Origin of the sequence: Marinagarivorans algicola (assembly GCF_001292705.1) — a bacterium.
Lineage (GTDB): Bacteria > Pseudomonadota > Gammaproteobacteria > Pseudomonadales > Cellvibrionaceae > Marinagarivorans > Marinagarivorans algicola.
This window is the reverse complement of record NZ_LGAK01000068.1, coordinates 1-17,798: the sequence shown is the minus strand read 5'-3', so window position 1 is coordinate 17,798 and position 17,798 is coordinate 1. Positions and strand designations below refer to the sequence as shown.

At 43.7% G+C, this 17,798-nt stretch carries 14 protein-coding genes; 11 read left to right on the top strand and 3 right to left on the bottom strand.

The window, feature by feature from the left end:
* Positions 1 to 196 precede the first annotated feature (196 nt).
* The 3 genes from AC438_RS15690 to cmoA all read right to left on the bottom strand — a co-directional run bounded on the left by AC438_RS15690 (position 197) and on the right by cmoA (position 3,223).
* Positions 197 to 829 (bottom strand): LysE family translocator, encoded by a 633-nt coding sequence (locus AC438_RS15690; RefSeq protein WP_053982208.1) that lies wholly within the window; start codon positions 827 to 829, stop codon positions 197 to 199.
* Between the two features lie 580 nt (positions 830 to 1,409).
* Positions 1,410 to 2,384, bottom strand: a complete 975-nt coding sequence (gene cmoB / locus AC438_RS15685; RefSeq protein WP_053982207.1) for a tRNA 5-methoxyuridine(34)/uridine 5-oxyacetic acid(34) synthase CmoB — start codon at positions 2,382 to 2,384, stop codon at positions 1,410 to 1,412.
* 80 nt (positions 2,385 to 2,464) lie between these two features.
* Positions 2,465 to 3,223, bottom strand: a complete 759-nt coding sequence (cmoA, locus tag AC438_RS15680; protein WP_053982210.1) for a carboxy-S-adenosyl-L-methionine synthase CmoA — start codon at positions 3,221 to 3,223, stop codon at positions 2,465 to 2,467.
* Positions 3,224 to 3,516: 293 nt separating this feature from the next.
* Here cmoA and flgB point away from each other — a divergent pair, with 293 nt between their 5' ends.
* From flgB to flgL, 11 genes are all read left to right on the top strand, one after another.
* Positions 3,517 to 3,918, top strand: coding sequence for a flagellar basal body rod protein FlgB (gene flgB / locus AC438_RS15675; protein WP_053982206.1), 402 nt, complete (start codon positions 3,517 to 3,519; stop codon positions 3,916 to 3,918).
* A gap of 184 nt (positions 3,919 to 4,102) precedes the next feature.
* On the top strand, positions 4,103 to 4,540 hold the full coding sequence (gene flgC / locus AC438_RS15670) for a flagellar basal body rod protein FlgC (protein ID WP_053982205.1): 438 nt from the start codon (positions 4,103 to 4,105) through the stop codon (positions 4,538 to 4,540).
* A gap of 67 nt (positions 4,541 to 4,607) precedes the next feature.
* Positions 4,608 to 5,321, top strand: a complete 714-nt coding sequence (locus AC438_RS15665) for a flagellar hook assembly protein FlgD (RefSeq protein ID WP_053982204.1) — start codon at positions 4,608 to 4,610, stop codon at positions 5,319 to 5,321.
* A gap of 52 nt (positions 5,322 to 5,373) precedes the next feature.
* On the top strand, positions 5,374 to 7,827 hold the full coding sequence (locus tag AC438_RS15660) for a flagellar hook-basal body complex protein (RefSeq protein WP_053982203.1): 2,454 nt from the start codon (positions 5,374 to 5,376) through the stop codon (positions 7,825 to 7,827).
* Positions 7,828 to 8,046: 219 nt separating this feature from the next.
* Complete coding sequence (gene flgF / locus AC438_RS15655; RefSeq protein ID WP_053982202.1) at positions 8,047 to 8,796, top strand: flagellar basal-body rod protein FlgF; 750 nt, start codon at positions 8,047 to 8,049, stop codon at positions 8,794 to 8,796.
* Between the two features lie 35 nt (positions 8,797 to 8,831).
* Positions 8,832 to 9,617: a flagellar basal-body rod protein FlgG gene (flgG, locus tag AC438_RS15650; RefSeq protein ID WP_053982201.1), complete on the top strand. Its 786-nt coding sequence runs from the start codon at positions 8,832 to 8,834 to the stop codon at positions 9,615 to 9,617.
* Positions 9,618 to 9,626: 9 nt separating this feature from the next.
* Positions 9,627 to 10,322 (top strand): flagellar basal body L-ring protein FlgH, encoded by a 696-nt coding sequence (gene flgH, locus AC438_RS15645; RefSeq protein ID WP_053982200.1) that lies wholly within the window; start codon positions 9,627 to 9,629, stop codon positions 10,320 to 10,322.
* Between the two features lie 196 nt (positions 10,323 to 10,518).
* Positions 10,519 to 11,592, top strand: a complete 1,074-nt coding sequence (locus tag AC438_RS15640; RefSeq protein ID WP_053982209.1) for a flagellar basal body P-ring protein FlgI — start codon at positions 10,519 to 10,521, stop codon at positions 11,590 to 11,592.
* Positions 11,593 to 11,650: 58 nt separating this feature from the next.
* On the top strand, positions 11,651 to 12,715 hold the full coding sequence (flgJ, locus tag AC438_RS15635) for a flagellar assembly peptidoglycan hydrolase FlgJ (protein WP_053982199.1): 1,065 nt from the start codon (positions 11,651 to 11,653) through the stop codon (positions 12,713 to 12,715).
* Positions 12,716 to 12,723: 8 nt separating this feature from the next.
* The gene (gene flgK, locus AC438_RS15630; protein WP_053982198.1) at positions 12,724 to 15,918 is read left to right on the top strand and encodes a flagellar hook-associated protein FlgK; all 3,195 of its coding nucleotides are present in this window, start codon (positions 12,724 to 12,726) and stop codon (positions 15,916 to 15,918) included.
* A 245-nt stretch (positions 15,919 to 16,163) separates the two neighbouring features.
* The gene (gene flgL, locus AC438_RS15625) at positions 16,164 to 17,765 is read left to right on the top strand and encodes a flagellar hook-associated protein FlgL (protein WP_053982197.1); all 1,602 of its coding nucleotides are present in this window, start codon (positions 16,164 to 16,166) and stop codon (positions 17,763 to 17,765) included.
* Positions 17,766 to 17,798: the final 33 nt, after the last annotated feature.

Here is a 17,798-nt window from a genome sequence, read left to right as displayed (position 1 = left end):
GTTGTTATATAGCACCTATGGATAGCTTAAGCGGCCCAGAAAATGATTCTTAGTGCCCAATTTTGGTATCTCTGGATGGTTACATATGAGAATAGTTACATGTGAGAATAGTTACGTATGAATAGTTATGTATCAATAAGCCATAACGTGTATTGATGACAGGTGTATTTACCACACTGATCTTATTAAGTGAGAGTTACTGTGTTGAGCGAGTTAATAAGAGTTTAAGGCCTAAAAGAATCATGGCGCCACCAAGCACACGGTCAATGATGTGACCGCTTTGTTTAAATCTCTTATTGATTTTGGGATGCGATAATAATAATACAATAAAAGAAAACCACGATAATTGGATAAGCATCATCCATAAGCCATAAAATGCAATGTGATGCAAAGGCATGTCGGGCTTAAGGACCAGGGTAAATAATGACATAAAATAAATAGGAACTTTAGGGTTTAATACATTACATAAAAAACCCATACCAATGCTTTTTTTAACCGAAGCGGGTACTGCTTTTTTGACCTGCGCCGCTTGACTGGGTGAGGCTTTTGACTGAAGCCCTTTGATACCTAAATAAATGAGATAGCCACCACCTAATATCTTAATCACCCAAAGTGCATTTGATGAGTTGGCAATAATGGCTGCTAGGCCAAAAGCCGAGTAAGTGAGATGCACGGTAAGGCCCAAGGTGATGCCAATACTACACATTAAACCTGCTTTTTTACCATTTGAGAGTGTTTGCTGAGAGACTAAAAAAAAGTCAGGGCCTGGCGATGCTACGGCCAAAATATGAATGAATGTAATGACTAGCAAGCCGTGTATGAATTCCATGAATAACTCGAGTGGTTGGGTAAAAAGAGTGAAGGTTGAGCTGTAACACTTGCTGTTATTAAACCGGATAAAGCCGTCATTGCTTGTATTGTTGTTTTATCGCTTTCAGGGTCGCACAGTCAGATTATACTTGTCGCCATTGAGTGATTGGTTATGTATACACGTTGTGAATCCAAGTTATCTAAAGGCTGTAGGCGCATGTCATTACGTTAAGCGGTATATGCTGCTGATTATAGCTTCTGAGTATTGAAGCGTATTTCTAATAGTCCCACCTATAGAGTTTGACACTTACTTATAGAGCTTAGTATTCGTTGATCATGTCAGTACTCGTGTAGAGATGGGCCGAGCAGTACGCTGTGAGCGGCATCAGCCAGCGCATTATATTTAATGTTACTTTCTTATGAAAGGCCGCTGTACGGCCTTTCTCGAGTGCAGTGTGTATTTAGAACGATCACTCAAAAAAGTTCGTTTTTTATGCTTTGTGCCGTGATTATAGCCTAAAGCGGCTCAAAACAGAGTGAAACGCTTTGGTTGCCTAAATATCCAGAGGTTTCGGCTTTTACACAGATTAGGTGTTTAATTAGTGGGCTTTGGTCGCTACCATAACAGCACGTTTAGGCGCTGGGTACCCTTCACATGTTTTGCTGGAATCTTCTGGGTCTAAAAAGTCTTTTAGCGAAAGAAACTCCATCCATTCGGTAGAACGCTGTTCTTCTGAGCGGGTGGTATTAATGTCAATGCATCGAATACCTTTGAAGCCGGCACGTCTTAGCCATAGTTCGAGTGTGGGTATGCTGGGTAAAAACCAGACGTTATTCATTTTGGCATAGCGTTTTTCAGGCATTAAGCTGTAGCCTTCGGGGCCATCTACAATTAAGGTTTCTAATACGAGCTCGCCGCCAGTACGCAAAGTGTCTTTGAGTTCTCGAAGGTGATCAATAGGTGAGCGGCGATGATAAAGTACCCCCATTGAAAACGTTGTGTCAAAGGCGTTTAAGTTAGCCGGTACGGCTTCTATGCCCATTGGTAGTAGATCGACCGGAGCGTCAGCGATATATTTTTTGACTTGATGAAACTGCACAACAAAGCGCGGCGAAGGGTCAATGCCAATTACGCGCGCGGCTCCTGCGCCGTACATACGCCAGCAATGATAACCACTGCCACAACCGACATCTAAGACCGTACGGTTGTTTAATGCGCTAATGCCATCTTTGACTCTGTCCCACTTCCAGTCAGATCGCCACTCGGTATCAATCAGTGTGTCAAAGAGTTGAAAAGGTCCTTTGCGCCATGGGATTAAGGCTCGCAAACTATGGTGTAGCGCGGCTTGCGCTGCTGGGGTGAGATCATGTGCTTGGCCAATGGTTACGCTATCGCGTAAGTCGATAAGAGAGGGGGTTACCGTTGGCATGGCGTCAAGCGCTTCTAGCCAGCGAGCTAAATCGCCGTGGCGATCTACGTGCAGGTTGTTGGCAACCGCCTCTGGTATGGCCTCGGCGAGAGGGGATAATTTGGTCTCTTGTAGGGCGTGTATTAAATGAGTGTAATCAATCATGGGGTATCGCAAAGGCTAGTTAAAATAAGGTGAGCAATACTTTTAATAGTATCAAAGCGGGCGTTACATCAGCACTATGATTATTTAAAAGCAATCATCGAGGCAAAATTAAAACATTGAAACCATAGCTCTACACCACTAAACCCCGCTTCTTTTAAGCGCGCTTGGTGGGCGGGAAATGTTTCGGGGATTAGCACGTTTTCGAGTGATTGGCGTTTTTGTGCGATTTCTAGGTCGCTGTAGCCTTGGCTGCGTTTAAAATTATGATGTAAATCTATCATTAATTCGTGGTGGCGCGGTTCATCAAAGGCGAGTTTTTCGGACAAAATTAATACGCCGCCGGGTACTAATGCATCGGCTATGCGTGTTAATAGCGCTGTACGTTTTTCGAGGGCTAAAAATTGCAGCGTAAAATTCAGCACCACAATAGAGGCCGCATGCAAAGGTGTGTTTTCAATGTCATCTTCTATTAAGAGTACCTTGGCCGAGCCTTGAGAGCTGTCGGCGTCGATAATTTTTTGGCAGTGCGTGATCATACTGTTGGAGTTATCAATACCAACTAGAGTACAGTTTTTTTGGCTGGCCCCTTGGCCTAAGCCTTGACGCATCGCCAGTGTTGCAGCACCTAGTGAGCAGCCTAAATCGTAGCAGTGGGTGCCATGCTGAGCATAGCGCTCAGTTAATTGGCTAATCATATTGATAATAGTGCTATAGCCCGGCACCGAGCGCGAAATCATATCGGGAAAGACGGCCACAACCTTATCATCAAAACGGAACCCTTCAACGACGTCACTGGGGGCGGCGTAAATAGTGTCTTTGTGGGTGTGCGGCTGGCTCATAAAAATACTCGCATAAAAAGTGTGCGCGTATTTTACCTGATCGTTGTGAGTTGTCACCTTGGCTGTGGGCGTACGTTTTACCCTGTAGGTTGAGCGGCAAAGGTTTGCCGCTGCTGTCAATGGGAGTGACTTAAGGCATTTTTTTGGCGGGTTACAAAAGAAGAGTTTTAAATAAAATCTTTAAATATCAATGGGTTATAAAATATTGTTGACCTAGCTAAGGCCTTGGCCTTTTGCTTGCATTAGTCTCAGTGTGCATAGATTTGGCGAAAGCGTCTTAAAAGGTTGTGGTTATGGCAATTTCATTTCAAGGGTATACCGGTTTGTATGAGTCGGCTTTAAATTTGCGCAGCCAGCGCTCAGAGGTAATTGCCGGTAATTTAGCTAATGCGGATACGCCCAATTATAAATCCCGCGATTTTGATTTTCACAGCGCCTTACATGCCAATATGAGCAGCCCTAACGGAGGCGGCCATATGCGCTTAACCCACCAAAAGCATTACCAGATGGGCGGCGGCAGTAGCGGTGCTGAAATCAATTATCGCATCCCCACGCAGCCGAGTATTGATGGTAATACAGTGGAAGAGCAAGTCGAACACGCTGAGTTTATGGAAAACACGCTCGAGTATCAAGCGGCATTCACCCTATTAAATAGTCGCTTTAAAGGCTTAAAAGCTGCTATTAAGGGTGAGTAATGTTGATATCTTTTGATGGCTTAATTTAGATGGCTTAATTTAGATGATTGGATATTGTTAATAAAAAGTTGTTAATAAAAAGTTGTTAATAGGGTGCTGCTCATTAAAGCATAAGTACATTAAACGCGACAATAATATACCGCTATACAAATAGTGTTCAGTTAATTGAATAGGCAGGTGAACGATGAGTTTAAATAATATTTTTGATGTGGCAGGTTCTGGTATGAATGCGCAAAGTGTGCGGCTCAATACCACCGCCAGTAATATTGCCAATGCCGAAACAGCCTCTTCAAGTACCGATCAAGTATATCGTGCTAGACACCCTGTTTTTGAGGCAAGTTTTAACAATATGCTAAGCCACTCTAAAAGTGGCTTAAACCCGCAAGACGAGACAGCAGGTGTAGCGGTGCGCGGTATTGTAGAGTCGGATGCGCCACTACAACCGCGTTACGAACCCGATCACCCGATGGCGAATGAGGATGGTTATGTGTATTACCCCAATGTTAATGTTGTTGAGGAAATGACCAATATGATTTCGGCTTCTCGCTCTTTTCAGATGAATGTTGATGTCATGAACTCGGCAAAACAAATGATGCAGCGAGTACTCTCTATTGGCCAGTAAATGTGCGCTAAAAAGCAGTTTTTTGTATTGCTATCTTGATAGCTTGATCCATTGTTGAGAGGTTGTTATGTCTGTTTCTTCGGTCAGTAATTCGCCGGTATTGGACGAGTTAACCATTAAAGATAAAATCAAAGATGAACCTAAATCGGGTGAGCTGGGCCAGAAGGCTTTTTTGAAACTCATGATTACTCAAATGGAAAATCAAGATCCTTTAAGCCCGCAAGAAAATACCGAATTTATTGCACAGCTTGCGCAATTTAGTTCAGTCGAAGCACTGGATAGCATGAATAATAAATTTGATAACTTAACTGAAAATTTTGTCGCCAACCAAGCCTTGCAGGCGTCTTCTTTAGTTGGGCGATCGGTGGCTGTATCGAGTGAAATCGCACAGTTAGATGCTGGTGACATTGTGGCAGCTAGTGTTGATGTGCCTGCCAGCACAAGCAGTGTTACGGTAAAAATTTATGCCGAAAGTGGCGAGCTATTAGATCAGGCAGATTTAGGTGCGCAAGGTGCTGGTGAAATGGTAGCGCGTTGGAATGGTGAAAAACTGGAGGTCAACGGTACGGTATTAGAGTGGAATAGCAGCACCGAAGGCGGTCATCCGCCAGGTATTTACCGTATGGAATTTGAAGCTTCTATTGATGGCGAGCCCACACAGCTTAATGCCGCACTAAGCGCTAATGTTAACAGCGTTACTGTGGGTAAAGATGGTGTTTTAACACTAAACTTGGCGGGTATTGGTCCGGTAAAAATGTCAGAAGTTAAACAATTTAATTAATGATTTTAATCTATTGAATAAAGTTTTTAATCCTGCGGTCTAGGAGAATGGTATGCCTTTTAATACAGCGTTAAGTGGAATTCGTGCAGCATCGAGTGATTTAAAAATTACCGGTAATAATATTGCCAATGCATCAACATCAGGTTTTAAGCGTTCGCGCGCTGAATTTGGTGATGTCTATGCTATTAGTGTATTGGGCTCTGGCTCTAATACTATTGGTAGTGGAGTTAGGCTGCAGTCTGTTTCCCAAAACTTTAATCAAGGGAGTATGGCTTTTACCGAAAATTCATTAGATTTAGCGGTTAACGGTAATGGTTTTTTTGTTGTGCAGCAAGGTGGTGAGCAGTTTTACACGCGTGCAGGTACCTTTGGTTTGGATAAAGAAGGTTTTGTTGTTAACAACGTGGATGCGCGCTTACAGGGATTTCCGGCAGATGATGCAGGTAATATTAGTGGTTTGCAAGGTGATATACAGGTGCGCACTAGTAATTTGGCGCCACGCGCCACAACCAATGTCGATATGCTATTAAATTTAGACTCTTCTGAGACAGTCTTGCAAAGTAATGGCACAACTTTTAATACCACGGGTAATTCGGTTGCGGTAACACGGGCTGGTTTAAGTGATGACACAACAACAACAGTCACTGGCACAACATTTACTTTTCCTTTAGCGAACGACTTTCGTGTTACGCCCATGACCTTTGATGTTGAGCTAACGGCATCAACAGGCGAAAATGGCACAGTATCGGTGAATTTAAATACTGCGGAGGGTATTCCAGCGACGGTCAATAACTTTAATGAGTTGTTAACTCTCGAGGGTGTAATTAATACGCAACTATCTCAACCTTTACCGCCACAATCTACAGTTGATGTTTTTGCGAAAGCTGTTGATATGGGTGGCGGTAATTACCGTATGGATTTTGTCGCAACTAAATCGGGCGAAGCTTCGCAGGTGCGAGTCTTAAATGCTTCGGCGAACGCGGCCGATATTGGTATTGCAGCGAACCCTGCTATTGCGACCTCGACGCCGGGTATTGCCAAAGTTGATAACGGCTATCCTGAGCAAACAGTTGATATTACCGATAATAATGGTGGTGTGATTTCATTTGTGGCGGCTAAAGGACAAAGTGCGGCACAAACGGCTTCATCACTCAATGCGTTAAACGGTGTGACTGCATCAGCCTCCACAACCTTGACTATCCCTTTTGCCAGCTTTAATAATAGCAATGGCGATATGACGGTCACGGTAAAAGGGGTTAAGCTTAGCGCCGATAATCTGTCGGTATTAGCCGATAACGTTAACGCCTTATCGAATGGTACTTTGCAAGGGGTGACGGCAAGTATTGATACTGCAACAGGCGATTTAACATTGACCTCATCGGTGGGTGATGATATCCCCATTCGTATTGAAAGCCCTGATGACGGCGATAGTATTGAGGTGTTTGGCAATCCAAATGCCCCCTCTTCTTTTTTAGAGGTGGATACAAATGGCACACTCAACAATCCTTCAGCATTAAATTCAGATTTAAACTCGATTGTTGTGGGTGGCTCGATTAATATTGTATTAGATGAGGGCTATACCGCATCTAATGCTGTCCCTCCCTCTGTGGGTTTGTTTGGGCCATTGACTGGGCAAGCCTTTACCGAGGTGATTATTAATGAATTTGATCCGAACGACCAAGGTACCTATAACTGGGAGAATCAATTAACGATTTTTGATAGTTTGGGTAATTCGCATGTTATGACTAACTACTATGTCAAGCAAGAATATGATGCGAATGATCCCTCAACAACTGCTAATCACTGGAAAATGTTTACCCGTATTGATGGCGAGGATGTCGGTGATCCAGATACTTCTTTACCACCACCGCAAAATATAGAAGCAACAGTTGCTGTGTTTGATGTGTATTTTAATGATGACGGTTCACTCAATAATTTAATCACCGATGATGTACTGATTTCTAATTGGACACCTAAAGATGCTGACGGTAATCCCAATGGAGCCATGACGCCACAAAATGTGCTAAATGGGGGTAATACTTTAATTGGGGATCCGCCGACTAGCTCTAATTTTGTCATCAACTTAGAAGGTACAACGCAATTTAGCAGTGATTTCTCAGTGAATGATGTCGATCAAAGTGGTTATTCTACCGGGCGTTTATCGGGTTTAAATATTGGTGATGATGGTGTGATATTTGCGCGCTTTACTAACGGTGAATCTCAGGTATTGGGGCAGTTGGCCTTAGCTGATTTTGCCAGTATGCAGGGCTTGCAGCCTGTAGGTGACACCATGTGGGCCGAGAACTACGAGTCGGGAACGCCCAATATTGGCGCGCCACAAAGTGGCGCTTTAGGGGCGATTCAATCGGGTGCCTTGGAAGAGTCTAATGTTGATTTATCTGAAGAGCTGGTGCGTCTTATTATTGCGCAGCGCAATTTTCAGGCCAGTGCAAAAACTATTGAAACAGCCGATTCAGTGACTCAAACAATTATTAATATGCGCTAGTTTATAGGGTTTATATGCTTATGTGATTATATGAACCATAGAAAAATTTTATTGTGTTATTCATTTTAAAAGAGGCCAAGGTCTCTTTTTTTATGCCTTGCATTTTGGTGTTGGCACTGGCATTGCAGATTTATTATTAAGGTATTTTATTGATAGATTTGTTGACGGTTTAGCCAATAGTCAATCAATGATAATTCAAAGTAATAAACTGGGTGCAGTATGGATAAAGCATTATATACAGCAATGACTGGCGCTAAGCATAATATGATGGCGCAAACATCACATGCCAATAATTTAGCTAATGTCAATACAACAGGTTTTAAATCAGACTTTGCCGCTGCACGCAGTATGCCGGTATTTTACGGTGAGGGCTTACCTACGCGCGCATTTAATATGACCGAAAGGCCTGCGACAAACTTAGCGCATGGTGCACTAGAGCAAACTGGCCGAGACTTAGATTTAGCGATAGAGGGCGATGGTTTTTTTGTTGTCCAAGCACCCGATGGCCAAGAAGCTTACACTCGCTCGGGTAATTTAGTCATTGATAGTGCCGGTATTTTGCGCACCGGCAATGGATTACCGGTGATGGGCAATGCAGGGCCTATTGCTGTGCCGCCCAATACAAAGATAGAGATTGGCTCCAGTGGTACGGTTTCGGTAATACCTTCAGGGCAAGGGGTTGATGCACCAGCAGTTATTGATCGCTTAAAGCTCGTCAACCCCGAAGCGGGAACATTAAGCAAGATGGAAGATGGTTTATTTAGGCAATTAGATAACCCGGATATTCTACCGCCTGCAGCCGAAGTATCTGTGATTTCGGGTTTTTTAGAGGCAAGTAATGTGAGCGCTGTTCACGAGCTAACCAGTATGTTAATGCTCGCTAGGCAGTATGAAATGCATGTCAAGCTTATGGCTACTGCAAAAGAAAATTCTGAAAGCTCTTCACGTTTAATTCAGTTTAATAATTAAATTTAGACAACGGCTGTTTAAGCCTGAGGTGATGTATGCACGCAGCATTGTATGTAAGTAAAACAGGACTTTCCGCTCAAGATAAACAATTAACTACAGTAGCGAATAACTTAGCTAATGTATCGACGATTGGTTTTAAGCGTGATCGCGCAGTATTTGAAGACTTGTTATATCAGGTGCAGCGCCAACCAGGAGCCGATTCCACTGCCGATACTCAGCTGCCAACTGGTTTACAGTTAGGCACCGGTGTACGCATTGTTAGCACCCAAAAACAATTTACAGAAGGCAGCTTACAAGTGACTGATCAAGCCTTAGATGTGGCAGTTGATGGGCGCGGTTTTTTTCAGATATTACAGCCTTCAGGAGATATCGCTTACACGCGCGATGGACAATTTCACTTAAACCGTGACGGCCAATTTGTGACGGCTAACGGTTTACTGCTCGAGCCTAATATCACGGTGCCAGAAGGCGCTAACCATGTCACCATTGGTGTTGATGGTGTGGTGACGGCATCGATTCTGGGTAATCCTACCCCTCAAAATATTGGCAATATTGATATTGTTGATTTTATTAATCCCGCGGGTTTACAGGCAATTGGTAGTAATTTGTTTTATCAGACTGCCAGTAGTGGCGACCCCATTAACAGTGCACCAGGACAAAACGGTATGGGGCAGCTTAAGCAAGGCATGTTAGAAAATTCAAACGTTGATATTGTACAAGAGATGGTCAACATGATTACCACGCAGCGCGCTTATGAGATGAATTCGAAAGTGGTTTCTACTGCCGATCAAATGCTGCAATTTATTACACAAAATGTTTAGGGGGGTAATATGGTCAATTTACGAGAGCCGCTATTTATGTTGTTTGCATTGTTGATTGCAATATTACTATTTAGTGGTTGTGCCAGTGAACCCCCTTTAAGGCCGGGCGACCCTTATTATGCTCCTGTTGTTATGCCACATATGCCAGCAGCGCCTGCTCAATACGGCTCGCTATATAGCGAAAACTCGGCTATTTCATTGTTTGGCGATAACAAAGCCACACGTATAGGTGATCTTATTACGATTGTATTAAGTGAGCAAACAACATCTAATAAATCAGCTAATGTGGGTGTCAGTAAAGATTCAGATATTGAAATTGGTGCGCCCATTGCACTCGGTGGCGTGGTGAGTTTTAAAGGTAATACACTTAGTGCCAGTGCGAATGCTGAGCGTGAGTTTACGGGCCAAGCTGGTGCTGGGCAAAGTAATAGTCTACGTGGAAATATTACGGTTGCCGTCGTTGATGTGTGGCCCAATGGTACGTTAGTAGTACGTGGTGAAAAATGGATGACTCTGAACCGAGGTGATGAGTTGATTCGCATTAGTGGTTTAGTGCGGCCCGATGATGTATCGAGTAATAATGAAGTTATATCTACCAAGTTAGCCAATGCACAAATTACTTACACTGGTACTGGCGAGCTTGCCTCTTCACAAAAAATGGGTTTTGCTAGTCGTTTTTTTAATAGCGATTATTGGCCATTTTAAATAGTGTAAATGCATCGATATTTTACGGTATCTCTTTTCTTTTTAGGAACCATGTGTTTAAAGTGTGGTGCATCAGTCATAGAATGGTATGCAAGTGTTATGCAGTAAGTTTCATTAATGAGTTTGAATAATAGGTTGTATTATGCGTAGTTCACACAATAAAGTGGTTATATTATTGAGCTGGCTGGCAATAGTTATGCAAATATTATGGTTGCCACTCGCGCAGGCTGACCGCATTAAAGATTTAACGAATGTACAGGGTGTAAGAGCTAACCAGTTAATTGGTTATGGCTTAGTTGTTGGTTTAGATGGTTCTGGTGATAAAACTAATCAAGCACCTTTTACGACGCAATCCTTTAACGCTATGTTGAAACAGTTTGGCATCACTTTACCACCAGGATCTAATTTCCAACTTAAAAATGTTGCAGCAGTTGCAGTCAGTGCTGAACTTCCTGCTTTTGCTAAGCCTGGCCAAAAAATTGATATTACGGTATCTTCTATTGCTGATGCTAAAAGCTTACGTGGCGGCAGCTTGTTATTGACGCCGCTAAAAGGTATTGATGGAAAAATCTATGCCATTGCGCAAGGTAATTTAATTGTAGGGGGCTTTGGTGCTGAGGGCCGTGACGGCTCTAAGGTAACAGTGAACATTCCTAGTGTAGGGCGTATACCCAATGGCGCTTTAGTTGAGCGGGCAACACCTAACACCTTTGCATCGAGTGAAACAATTATTTTTAATTTACACAAAGCCGATTTTACTACCGCTAAGCGCTTGGCTTATAGCATTAATCAATTGGTGGGGCCTAATACTGCCAAGCCATTAGATGCTGTCTCTATTTCGGTACAGGCGCCAAGTGATACGGGAAGCCGAGTTGAGTATTTATCGCTACTTGAAAATATCGAGGTGATGCCGGCAGAGGCGGCGGCGAAGGTGATTATTAATTCACGGACAGGGACTATTGTTGTTGGGCAAAATGTGCGTGTTTTTCCTGTGGCTATTACTCATGGCTCGATGACGGTGACTGTCGATGAAAGCTTGGCTGTGAGTCAGCCTAACCCTTTAGCCGATGGTCAAACAGTTGTCGTTCCAGAAACCGCGATAGATGTAGAAGAGGAGTTGGTCCCGATGTTTAAGTTTGCGCCGGGACCTACCTTGGATGACGTTGTGCGTGCTGTCAATGAAGTGGGTGCTGCGCCAGGTGATGTTATGGCAATACTAGAGGCGCTAAAGCAAGCTGGCGCGTTACGTGCAGAGCTTATTGTTATTTAATTGTGTAATGTTTTATTGGCGTTTATAGGTCCTTAAGATAAATGCCTAGGTAGATACTATGCCCGATTTCATATCATCAAATAGTCAAGTGCGGCAGGCTCAGCAAGTGGCGGCCTATACCGACTTAAATAGTCTGCAAAAAATAAAATCTGAAGAGGATAAAGATATTGCGCTACAGCAAATAGCTAAGCAATTTGAGTCGATGTTTGTCTCTATGCTGTTTAAAGGTATGCGCCAAGCGAATGCCGTTTTTGAAAAGGGTAATATGGGTCATAGTAATGCCGAAAAAATGTATCGTGATATGTATGATCAACAGTTATCGTTGAATATTTCTCAAAGTCGAGGTCTAGGTATTGCGGATGTTGTATATCGACAGCTTAAGGGTAATGCGCCTAGGCAGGCGAATGTGCAAGAATTTAAAATAGATGATAGTCAAAAGCTCTTGGGTTTATCACCTTATCTTAAAGCCGATCAACAATTTGCTAGCTCATTAACACCAGAACAAGAAGCAAATGGCAGTAAAATAACCACTGAAAAAAATCGCAATAGGGCCTCCGATATTACGCCGCCTGTATCGACGGCTTCTAGTGGTAATATAAGCGGCATCCCGCTGGACGCAAAAACGCCTTTAGAATTTGCTCAACAATTATTACCTATGGCTAAGAAGATTGCCGGTGCGGTTGGTTTAGACCCCTTGATGACTATCGCTCAGGCGGCATTAGAAACAGGCTGGGGGCAGCATGTTATTAAAGATGCACTAGGGCAAAGCAGCTATAACTTATTTAATATTAAAGCCGATAGCCGTTGGAAGGGTGAGAGTGTTAGTACTAATACGCTTGAGTACCGAAACGGCATACCCCAAAAAGAAACGGCACGCTTTAGGCGCTACAACTCCATTGAAGAGGGCTTGCGTGATTTTGTTGATTTTATGCAAAGTAATTCTCGTTATACAAAAGCGCTAAACACCAAAGATAACCCTACACGTTTTATCCATGAGCTACAGCAAGCCGGCTACGCCACTGACCCGGCTTATGCGCAAAAAGTGCAGTCAGTTTACCGTGGTTTACAAAAAGATTTGGCGCCTAATATGATCGATCAACCTTATACTGATCGTGCTCACTAGGGGGTCTTATGGGGAGTGATTTATTAGGTGTGGGTGTTACAGGCCTTAAAGTTAGTCAGCAAGCACTCAGCACAACAGGTCATAATATTTCTAATGCGGGTACTGAGGGGTTTAGTCGTCAAACAGTTTCACCGGTTAGCAATGCTGCACGATTAAATGCTGGTCAATTTATTGGTAGTGGGGCAAATGTTAATGCGATTGAGCGTATAGCGAATGACTTTATTACTAAACAACTGCGCACCGATGCGAGCCTATCCTCAAATTTAACGGCTTTTCACGAGCAAGTTTCACAGCTTGATAATTTGTTGTCAGAGGGCTCGACGGGTCTTACTGGCGGTATGCAAAGTTTCTTTGCGGCTATGCAAAATGGTGCCGATGACCCAACGTCTATTCCTGCGCGTCAGTTGGTTGTCAGTGAGGCGCAAAATCTGGCTGATCGTTTTAATAGTATCGATGCTCGTCTTAAAGTGATAGAGGAGGGGGTTAAAGATGGCATGCAAGTGGCTGTCTCTAAAATTAATACGCTGGTTGAAAATGTCACGCAATTAAATTTACGTATTGCCGATGCTTACGGATTAAGTGCCACAGCTACGCCTAATGATTTACTCGATCAGCGCGATGAAGCTCTGCGACAACTGGCAGAGTTAGTGCCTATTCAAACTTTCGATCAGGGAAATAGTCAAACCAATGTTTTGATTGCTGGCGGCCTACCACTGATCGTAGGTTCAGAGTCGTATAGTATTAGCTTGCAAACCGGTCGTAGTGCAGGCAATGACTTAGATTTAATTTTATTAGATGGCGGCGAAGGTCGTGTTATGACCGACCAAGTCACAGGCGGCGAGCTAGGTGCTTTGGTGCGCTTTCGAGATGAAGAGTTAAACCCGGCTTTTAATAGTTTGGGACGCATTGCTATTGTACTGGCTGATGAGTTTAATCAAATTCATCAGCAAGGTATTACACCCGATAATAATTTTGGCGGGTTATTTTTTAATGATATGAATGATGAAAATATTGCGCGCCAACGCGTCATCGCCACTAAAGGCAATGCATTACCTGCTGACCGTCAAATGGCTGTCTATATTAATGACAGCAGTCAATTAAGCCTAAGTGATTATACAGTGTCTATTGGCAATAATGGTTTGTATCGTATTGAAAGGCTCAGTGATAGCACAGAAGTTACGACAGGTTTGTTACCTAGCTCATTTCCTGTGGTGGTGGAGTTTGATGGCCTTAAATTAGAATTTATTGATGGCAGCTTTAGCGCAGGCGATGAATTTAAACTAAAGCCTTTGGCTAATGGCGCTCACGATTTTGAGCGTGTTGTACAAAACCCGAGCGATATTGCTTTTGGCTCGCCGCTATTGAGCGATGCGGAAATTGGTAATACTGGTAGTGCCAGTGTTAGCGCCGGCAAAGTACTCGCTTTAACGAATAAAAGCGGTGATGCCTTACCGCTTTTTGCCGAGACAGGCACAATGTCGCCGCCAATGGTGATTCAATTTACGTCAGCGCAAACCTACGATGTTCTGGATAATACCGACCCGGCCAACCCTAAGCAGCTAGACCCCCCCATTCGTAACCAACGTTTTATACCGGGTGTGAATAACTCCGTATTCCCAACCTTAGATGGCCAAACACAATTGAGCATGGAAGGCATTATGACAGGGTTGCCCGAGGGAAAATCGGCGATTACGCAAGCTTTTATTAACCCTCCTACGGTTAACCCCGCCGATGCTATAACAGGTTTAAGCGCCCCGTATTTTACGGTTACCGATTTTTCAGGTGCCGAGCAGTTTTCGTTTGATGTTGAATTAAGCGATACAGTACTCGGGGTTAAAGATTCGTTGACAACGGTAACCATTAATAGTCCCAATATTACGACCGAGGCTGAGCTTTTACAGCATATTAATAGCCAGTTGGGACCAACTGGCGTACGCGCTTTTATGGCGGTAGATGCAGCTGGCAACCGCAGTGTGGCGTTTAAGGCTGCCGATGGTGGTTATGGGAATGTGAGTGTGCATAGCTATGCCGGTGCGGCGACAGGCAATGCTAATGGGTTATTGAATATTGATATTGAAGCGGGCGGTCTATGGACCAGTGCCGCTGGCGCGAATGGTGTTGAAGGCATAGGTGTTTTGAGTAATGGCTATCCAGCGCAAACCCTTGTGATTACGAAAGCACCGAGCCAAGCGGGCTTGGTGCCAATCACGTATTCGATCAATACTGATTTAAATGCCAGCGCCCGTGAAATTGCCAACGAATTAAGTAACGTGCAGGGGGTAGAAGCGAATGCTTTTACGTATGCCGAGATTAACCGTTTTGATGTCACGCGTACCGAACCTTTACAGGTGACGCTTAATGGCTTAGATTTGGTGGAATACAAAGATGATGGAATAACAGGCAGTCGCACCATGGTGCAATCTGTTCCCGATCCAAGCTCTGATGCTGTGAGCTTTAACCAATATTTGGCCTCGCGTATTAACGACAATAGTGATTTTAAAAAAGAAGGTATCTACGCCGTTGCAGGGCAAGACCCCATTACCGGTGAGCCAGAACTCCGCGTGTATAGCTCGGCAGGCGATGATTTAACATTTGGCCTAGTCGCCGCAGCCGGCGAAACTCTACAAGTCAGTGACGGCGAGCATAACCCGTTAAGCCTTGCTGGTGCGGGTAATTATGTCGCTAGCCAAGTGGTGGTAGGTGGTCAGTTGGATGTGCGTTTAACCGAGGGTTTGACTTTAGCAACACGACCAGCAGATAGCTTATTATTTGGTGATACATCGGCGCAAAATTTTGTGAGCGAGACATTTTTAGGGATTGAGGTGAGCTTGTCGGGTGTGCCTGATAGTGGTGATCGTTTTACACTCGATTTTAATACTGACGCCGTTTCGGATAATCGCACAGCATTAGCTTTTGTGGGCATAGAGAGCGAGCGTATTTTAAGCAGTGGCTCAGCTAGCCTCACCGATGCATACGGTACCTTAGTTGAAGCTGTGGGCATTAGCACGAGTGCGGCCAAAACGAATGCCGATGCTGCAAGCGCGGTGCTTGAGCAAACTCAAGCATTACGCAATTCTATCTCGGGTGTTAATTTAGACGAAGAAGCGGCAAATCTTATCCGCTTTGAGCAGTTTTTTCAGGCCAATGCACAGGTGATCTCAGTTGCTAGAGAACTCTTTGATACCTTGTTAGGCTCTTTTTAATTTTTTTGAGTGGTTTTTAAGCTCACCACAATAGCCGCCTTTGTTTTATTATTGCGAAGTAATGTTGAAATAATGCGCATACCGTAGGATCTACTTAAATGTTACAGGTTATGCAGCAATCGTAATCCCTTTATCGAATACTTCTTAATTTACAGCATCATTTTAGTGAAGACGATAACTTGGGCCGTTAATTGCTTTGTTTTTAATATGATTAATAGACCCGAAGGGTAAGGTATGGGTGCGTTATGCGTATTTCATCGTTGCAAGTATTTAATATTGCCGATAAAAATATGGCAAGAATTAATAGTGAAGTCATTAGAACGCAAGAACAAATGTCTACTGGTAAGCGCGTACTATTACCTTCAGATGATCCTGTTGCTGCAACTAAAATCATGCAAATTACACAAGAGTTAGAAGTAAGAACACAATACGGTAAAAATATTGATATTGCCCAAAATGCGCTATCGCTAGAAGAGACGGCTGTGAGTAGTGTCAATAGCTTGATTCAGCGCACGCAAGAACTTGCGGTAAAAGCGGCAAACACAGCTACCCTAAGTGTCAATGATTACAAGGTGATAGCCGCTGAAGTGGACGAGCAATTAAAAGAATTGCTCAATATGGTGAATACCAAAAATGCAAATGGTGACTTTATATTTGGCGGCTACAAAACAGGCGATATGCCTTTTGTGGGCGATGCAAATAGCGGTTTTCGCTATCAAGGTGATGAGGGTCAGCAATATATTAAAATTGCCAATAATACCCAAGTTGCGGCAACCGATTCGGGCAAGCGCGCTTTTGTGGATGTCGCCAGTGAGACCAATACCATCAGTACTTATGCCAGTGCGACTAATCGCTCATCACCAGCGGCAACCATTAATATTGGTCAAGTGATTGATCAGCAAGTGTTTGATGACTTTTATCCTGCGGATATGGTCATTACATTTAATGCTGATGATGCCGTCAGCCCTGCGCGTAAAAACTTTACAGTAACCGAGCGCGGCAGTGATCGGGTCTTATTAGCAAACCAGATCTTTTCAAGTGGTGATGAGATAATCATTGAAGGTGTTGCCGTACGTGTCAGTGGCTCACCAGCATCGGGTAGTGCTGTAGTGCCTGCACAATTTGATTTTGGTGCACAGGCAACACCGGTATTGCCCGCAACTATCGCAGCGCCGGGTGAAACATTTACCGTTAGGGCGGGCGGCAGAGTTGAAACGTTTAATCTACAAGGTACTTTTAATACGACAACTGATATTGCGGCAATATTAAATGATGCACCGAGTGGAAATGCCGCAAAGCTGAGTAATTTAGGCGTCGAGGTGACAAGCCAGGGGTTAACGCAAGTTCACGGCATTGAATTAGAAGTGGGCCATGCATCGTTAACCGTAGCTGGCATGTTGGGCATTACAGATCCCGTAGCCGGTGTCGTCACTAATAACGGTGAGCCGGGTCAAAGTGGTGACCGCTTTTTTATTGATTCTTCTGAAAAACAAGATGTACTAACAACCTTAGCGCGTTTTAGCGAAGCGATGAAGCGCTACGATGGTAGTCAGACGAGCCACGATCAACTCTCGGAAGCTGTGGCGGGTACATTAGCCAATTTAGACAATGCACAAACCAGTGTTTTGAATGTAACAGCCTCTATTGGCGCGCGCCTTAATACGCTTGAAAATACACGTAGTCTGCATATTGATAATGACTTGGTGAGCCGTGAGGTATTATCGAATATTCGCGATTTAGATTATGCTGAAGCTTCTACACGCCTATCACAGCAAACACTGATTTTACAGGCGACGCAACAATCTTTTATTCGAGTGAGCCAGCTAACACTTTTCGCACGGCTATAACAAAAAATAATACAACCGTTGTTTATATTATCC

Excerpts from the sequence above, each read along its gene's own strand:
- AC438_RS15690 (WP_053982208.1), bottom strand. The coding sequence starts at position 829 with ATGGAATTCATACACGGCTTGCTAGTCATTACATTCATTCATATTTTG.
- cmoB (WP_053982207.1), bottom strand. The coding sequence starts at position 2,384 with ATGATTGATTACACTCATTTAATACACGCCCTACAAGAGACCAAATTA.
- cmoA (WP_053982210.1), bottom strand. The coding sequence starts at position 3,223 with ATGAGCCAGCCGCACACCCACAAAGACACTATTTACGCCGCCCCCAGT.
- flgB (WP_053982206.1), top strand. The coding sequence starts at position 3,517 with ATGGCAATTTCATTTCAAGGGTATACCGGTTTGTATGAGTCGGCTTTA.
- flgC (WP_053982205.1), top strand. The coding sequence starts at position 4,103 with ATGAGTTTAAATAATATTTTTGATGTGGCAGGTTCTGGTATGAATGCG.
- AC438_RS15665 (WP_053982204.1), top strand. The coding sequence starts at position 4,608 with ATGTCTGTTTCTTCGGTCAGTAATTCGCCGGTATTGGACGAGTTAACC.
- AC438_RS15660 (WP_053982203.1), top strand. The coding sequence starts at position 5,374 with ATGCCTTTTAATACAGCGTTAAGTGGAATTCGTGCAGCATCGAGTGAT.
- flgF (WP_053982202.1), top strand. The coding sequence starts at position 8,047 with ATGGATAAAGCATTATATACAGCAATGACTGGCGCTAAGCATAATATG.
- flgG (WP_053982201.1), top strand. The coding sequence starts at position 8,832 with ATGCACGCAGCATTGTATGTAAGTAAAACAGGACTTTCCGCTCAAGAT.
- flgH (WP_053982200.1), top strand. The coding sequence starts at position 9,627 with ATGGTCAATTTACGAGAGCCGCTATTTATGTTGTTTGCATTGTTGATT.
- AC438_RS15640 (WP_053982209.1), top strand. The coding sequence starts at position 10,519 with ATGCAAATATTATGGTTGCCACTCGCGCAGGCTGACCGCATTAAAGAT.
- flgJ (WP_053982199.1), top strand. The coding sequence starts at position 11,651 with ATGCCCGATTTCATATCATCAAATAGTCAAGTGCGGCAGGCTCAGCAA.
- flgK (WP_053982198.1), top strand. The coding sequence starts at position 12,724 with ATGGGGAGTGATTTATTAGGTGTGGGTGTTACAGGCCTTAAAGTTAGT.
- flgL (WP_053982197.1), top strand. The coding sequence starts at position 16,164 with ATGCGTATTTCATCGTTGCAAGTATTTAATATTGCCGATAAAAATATG.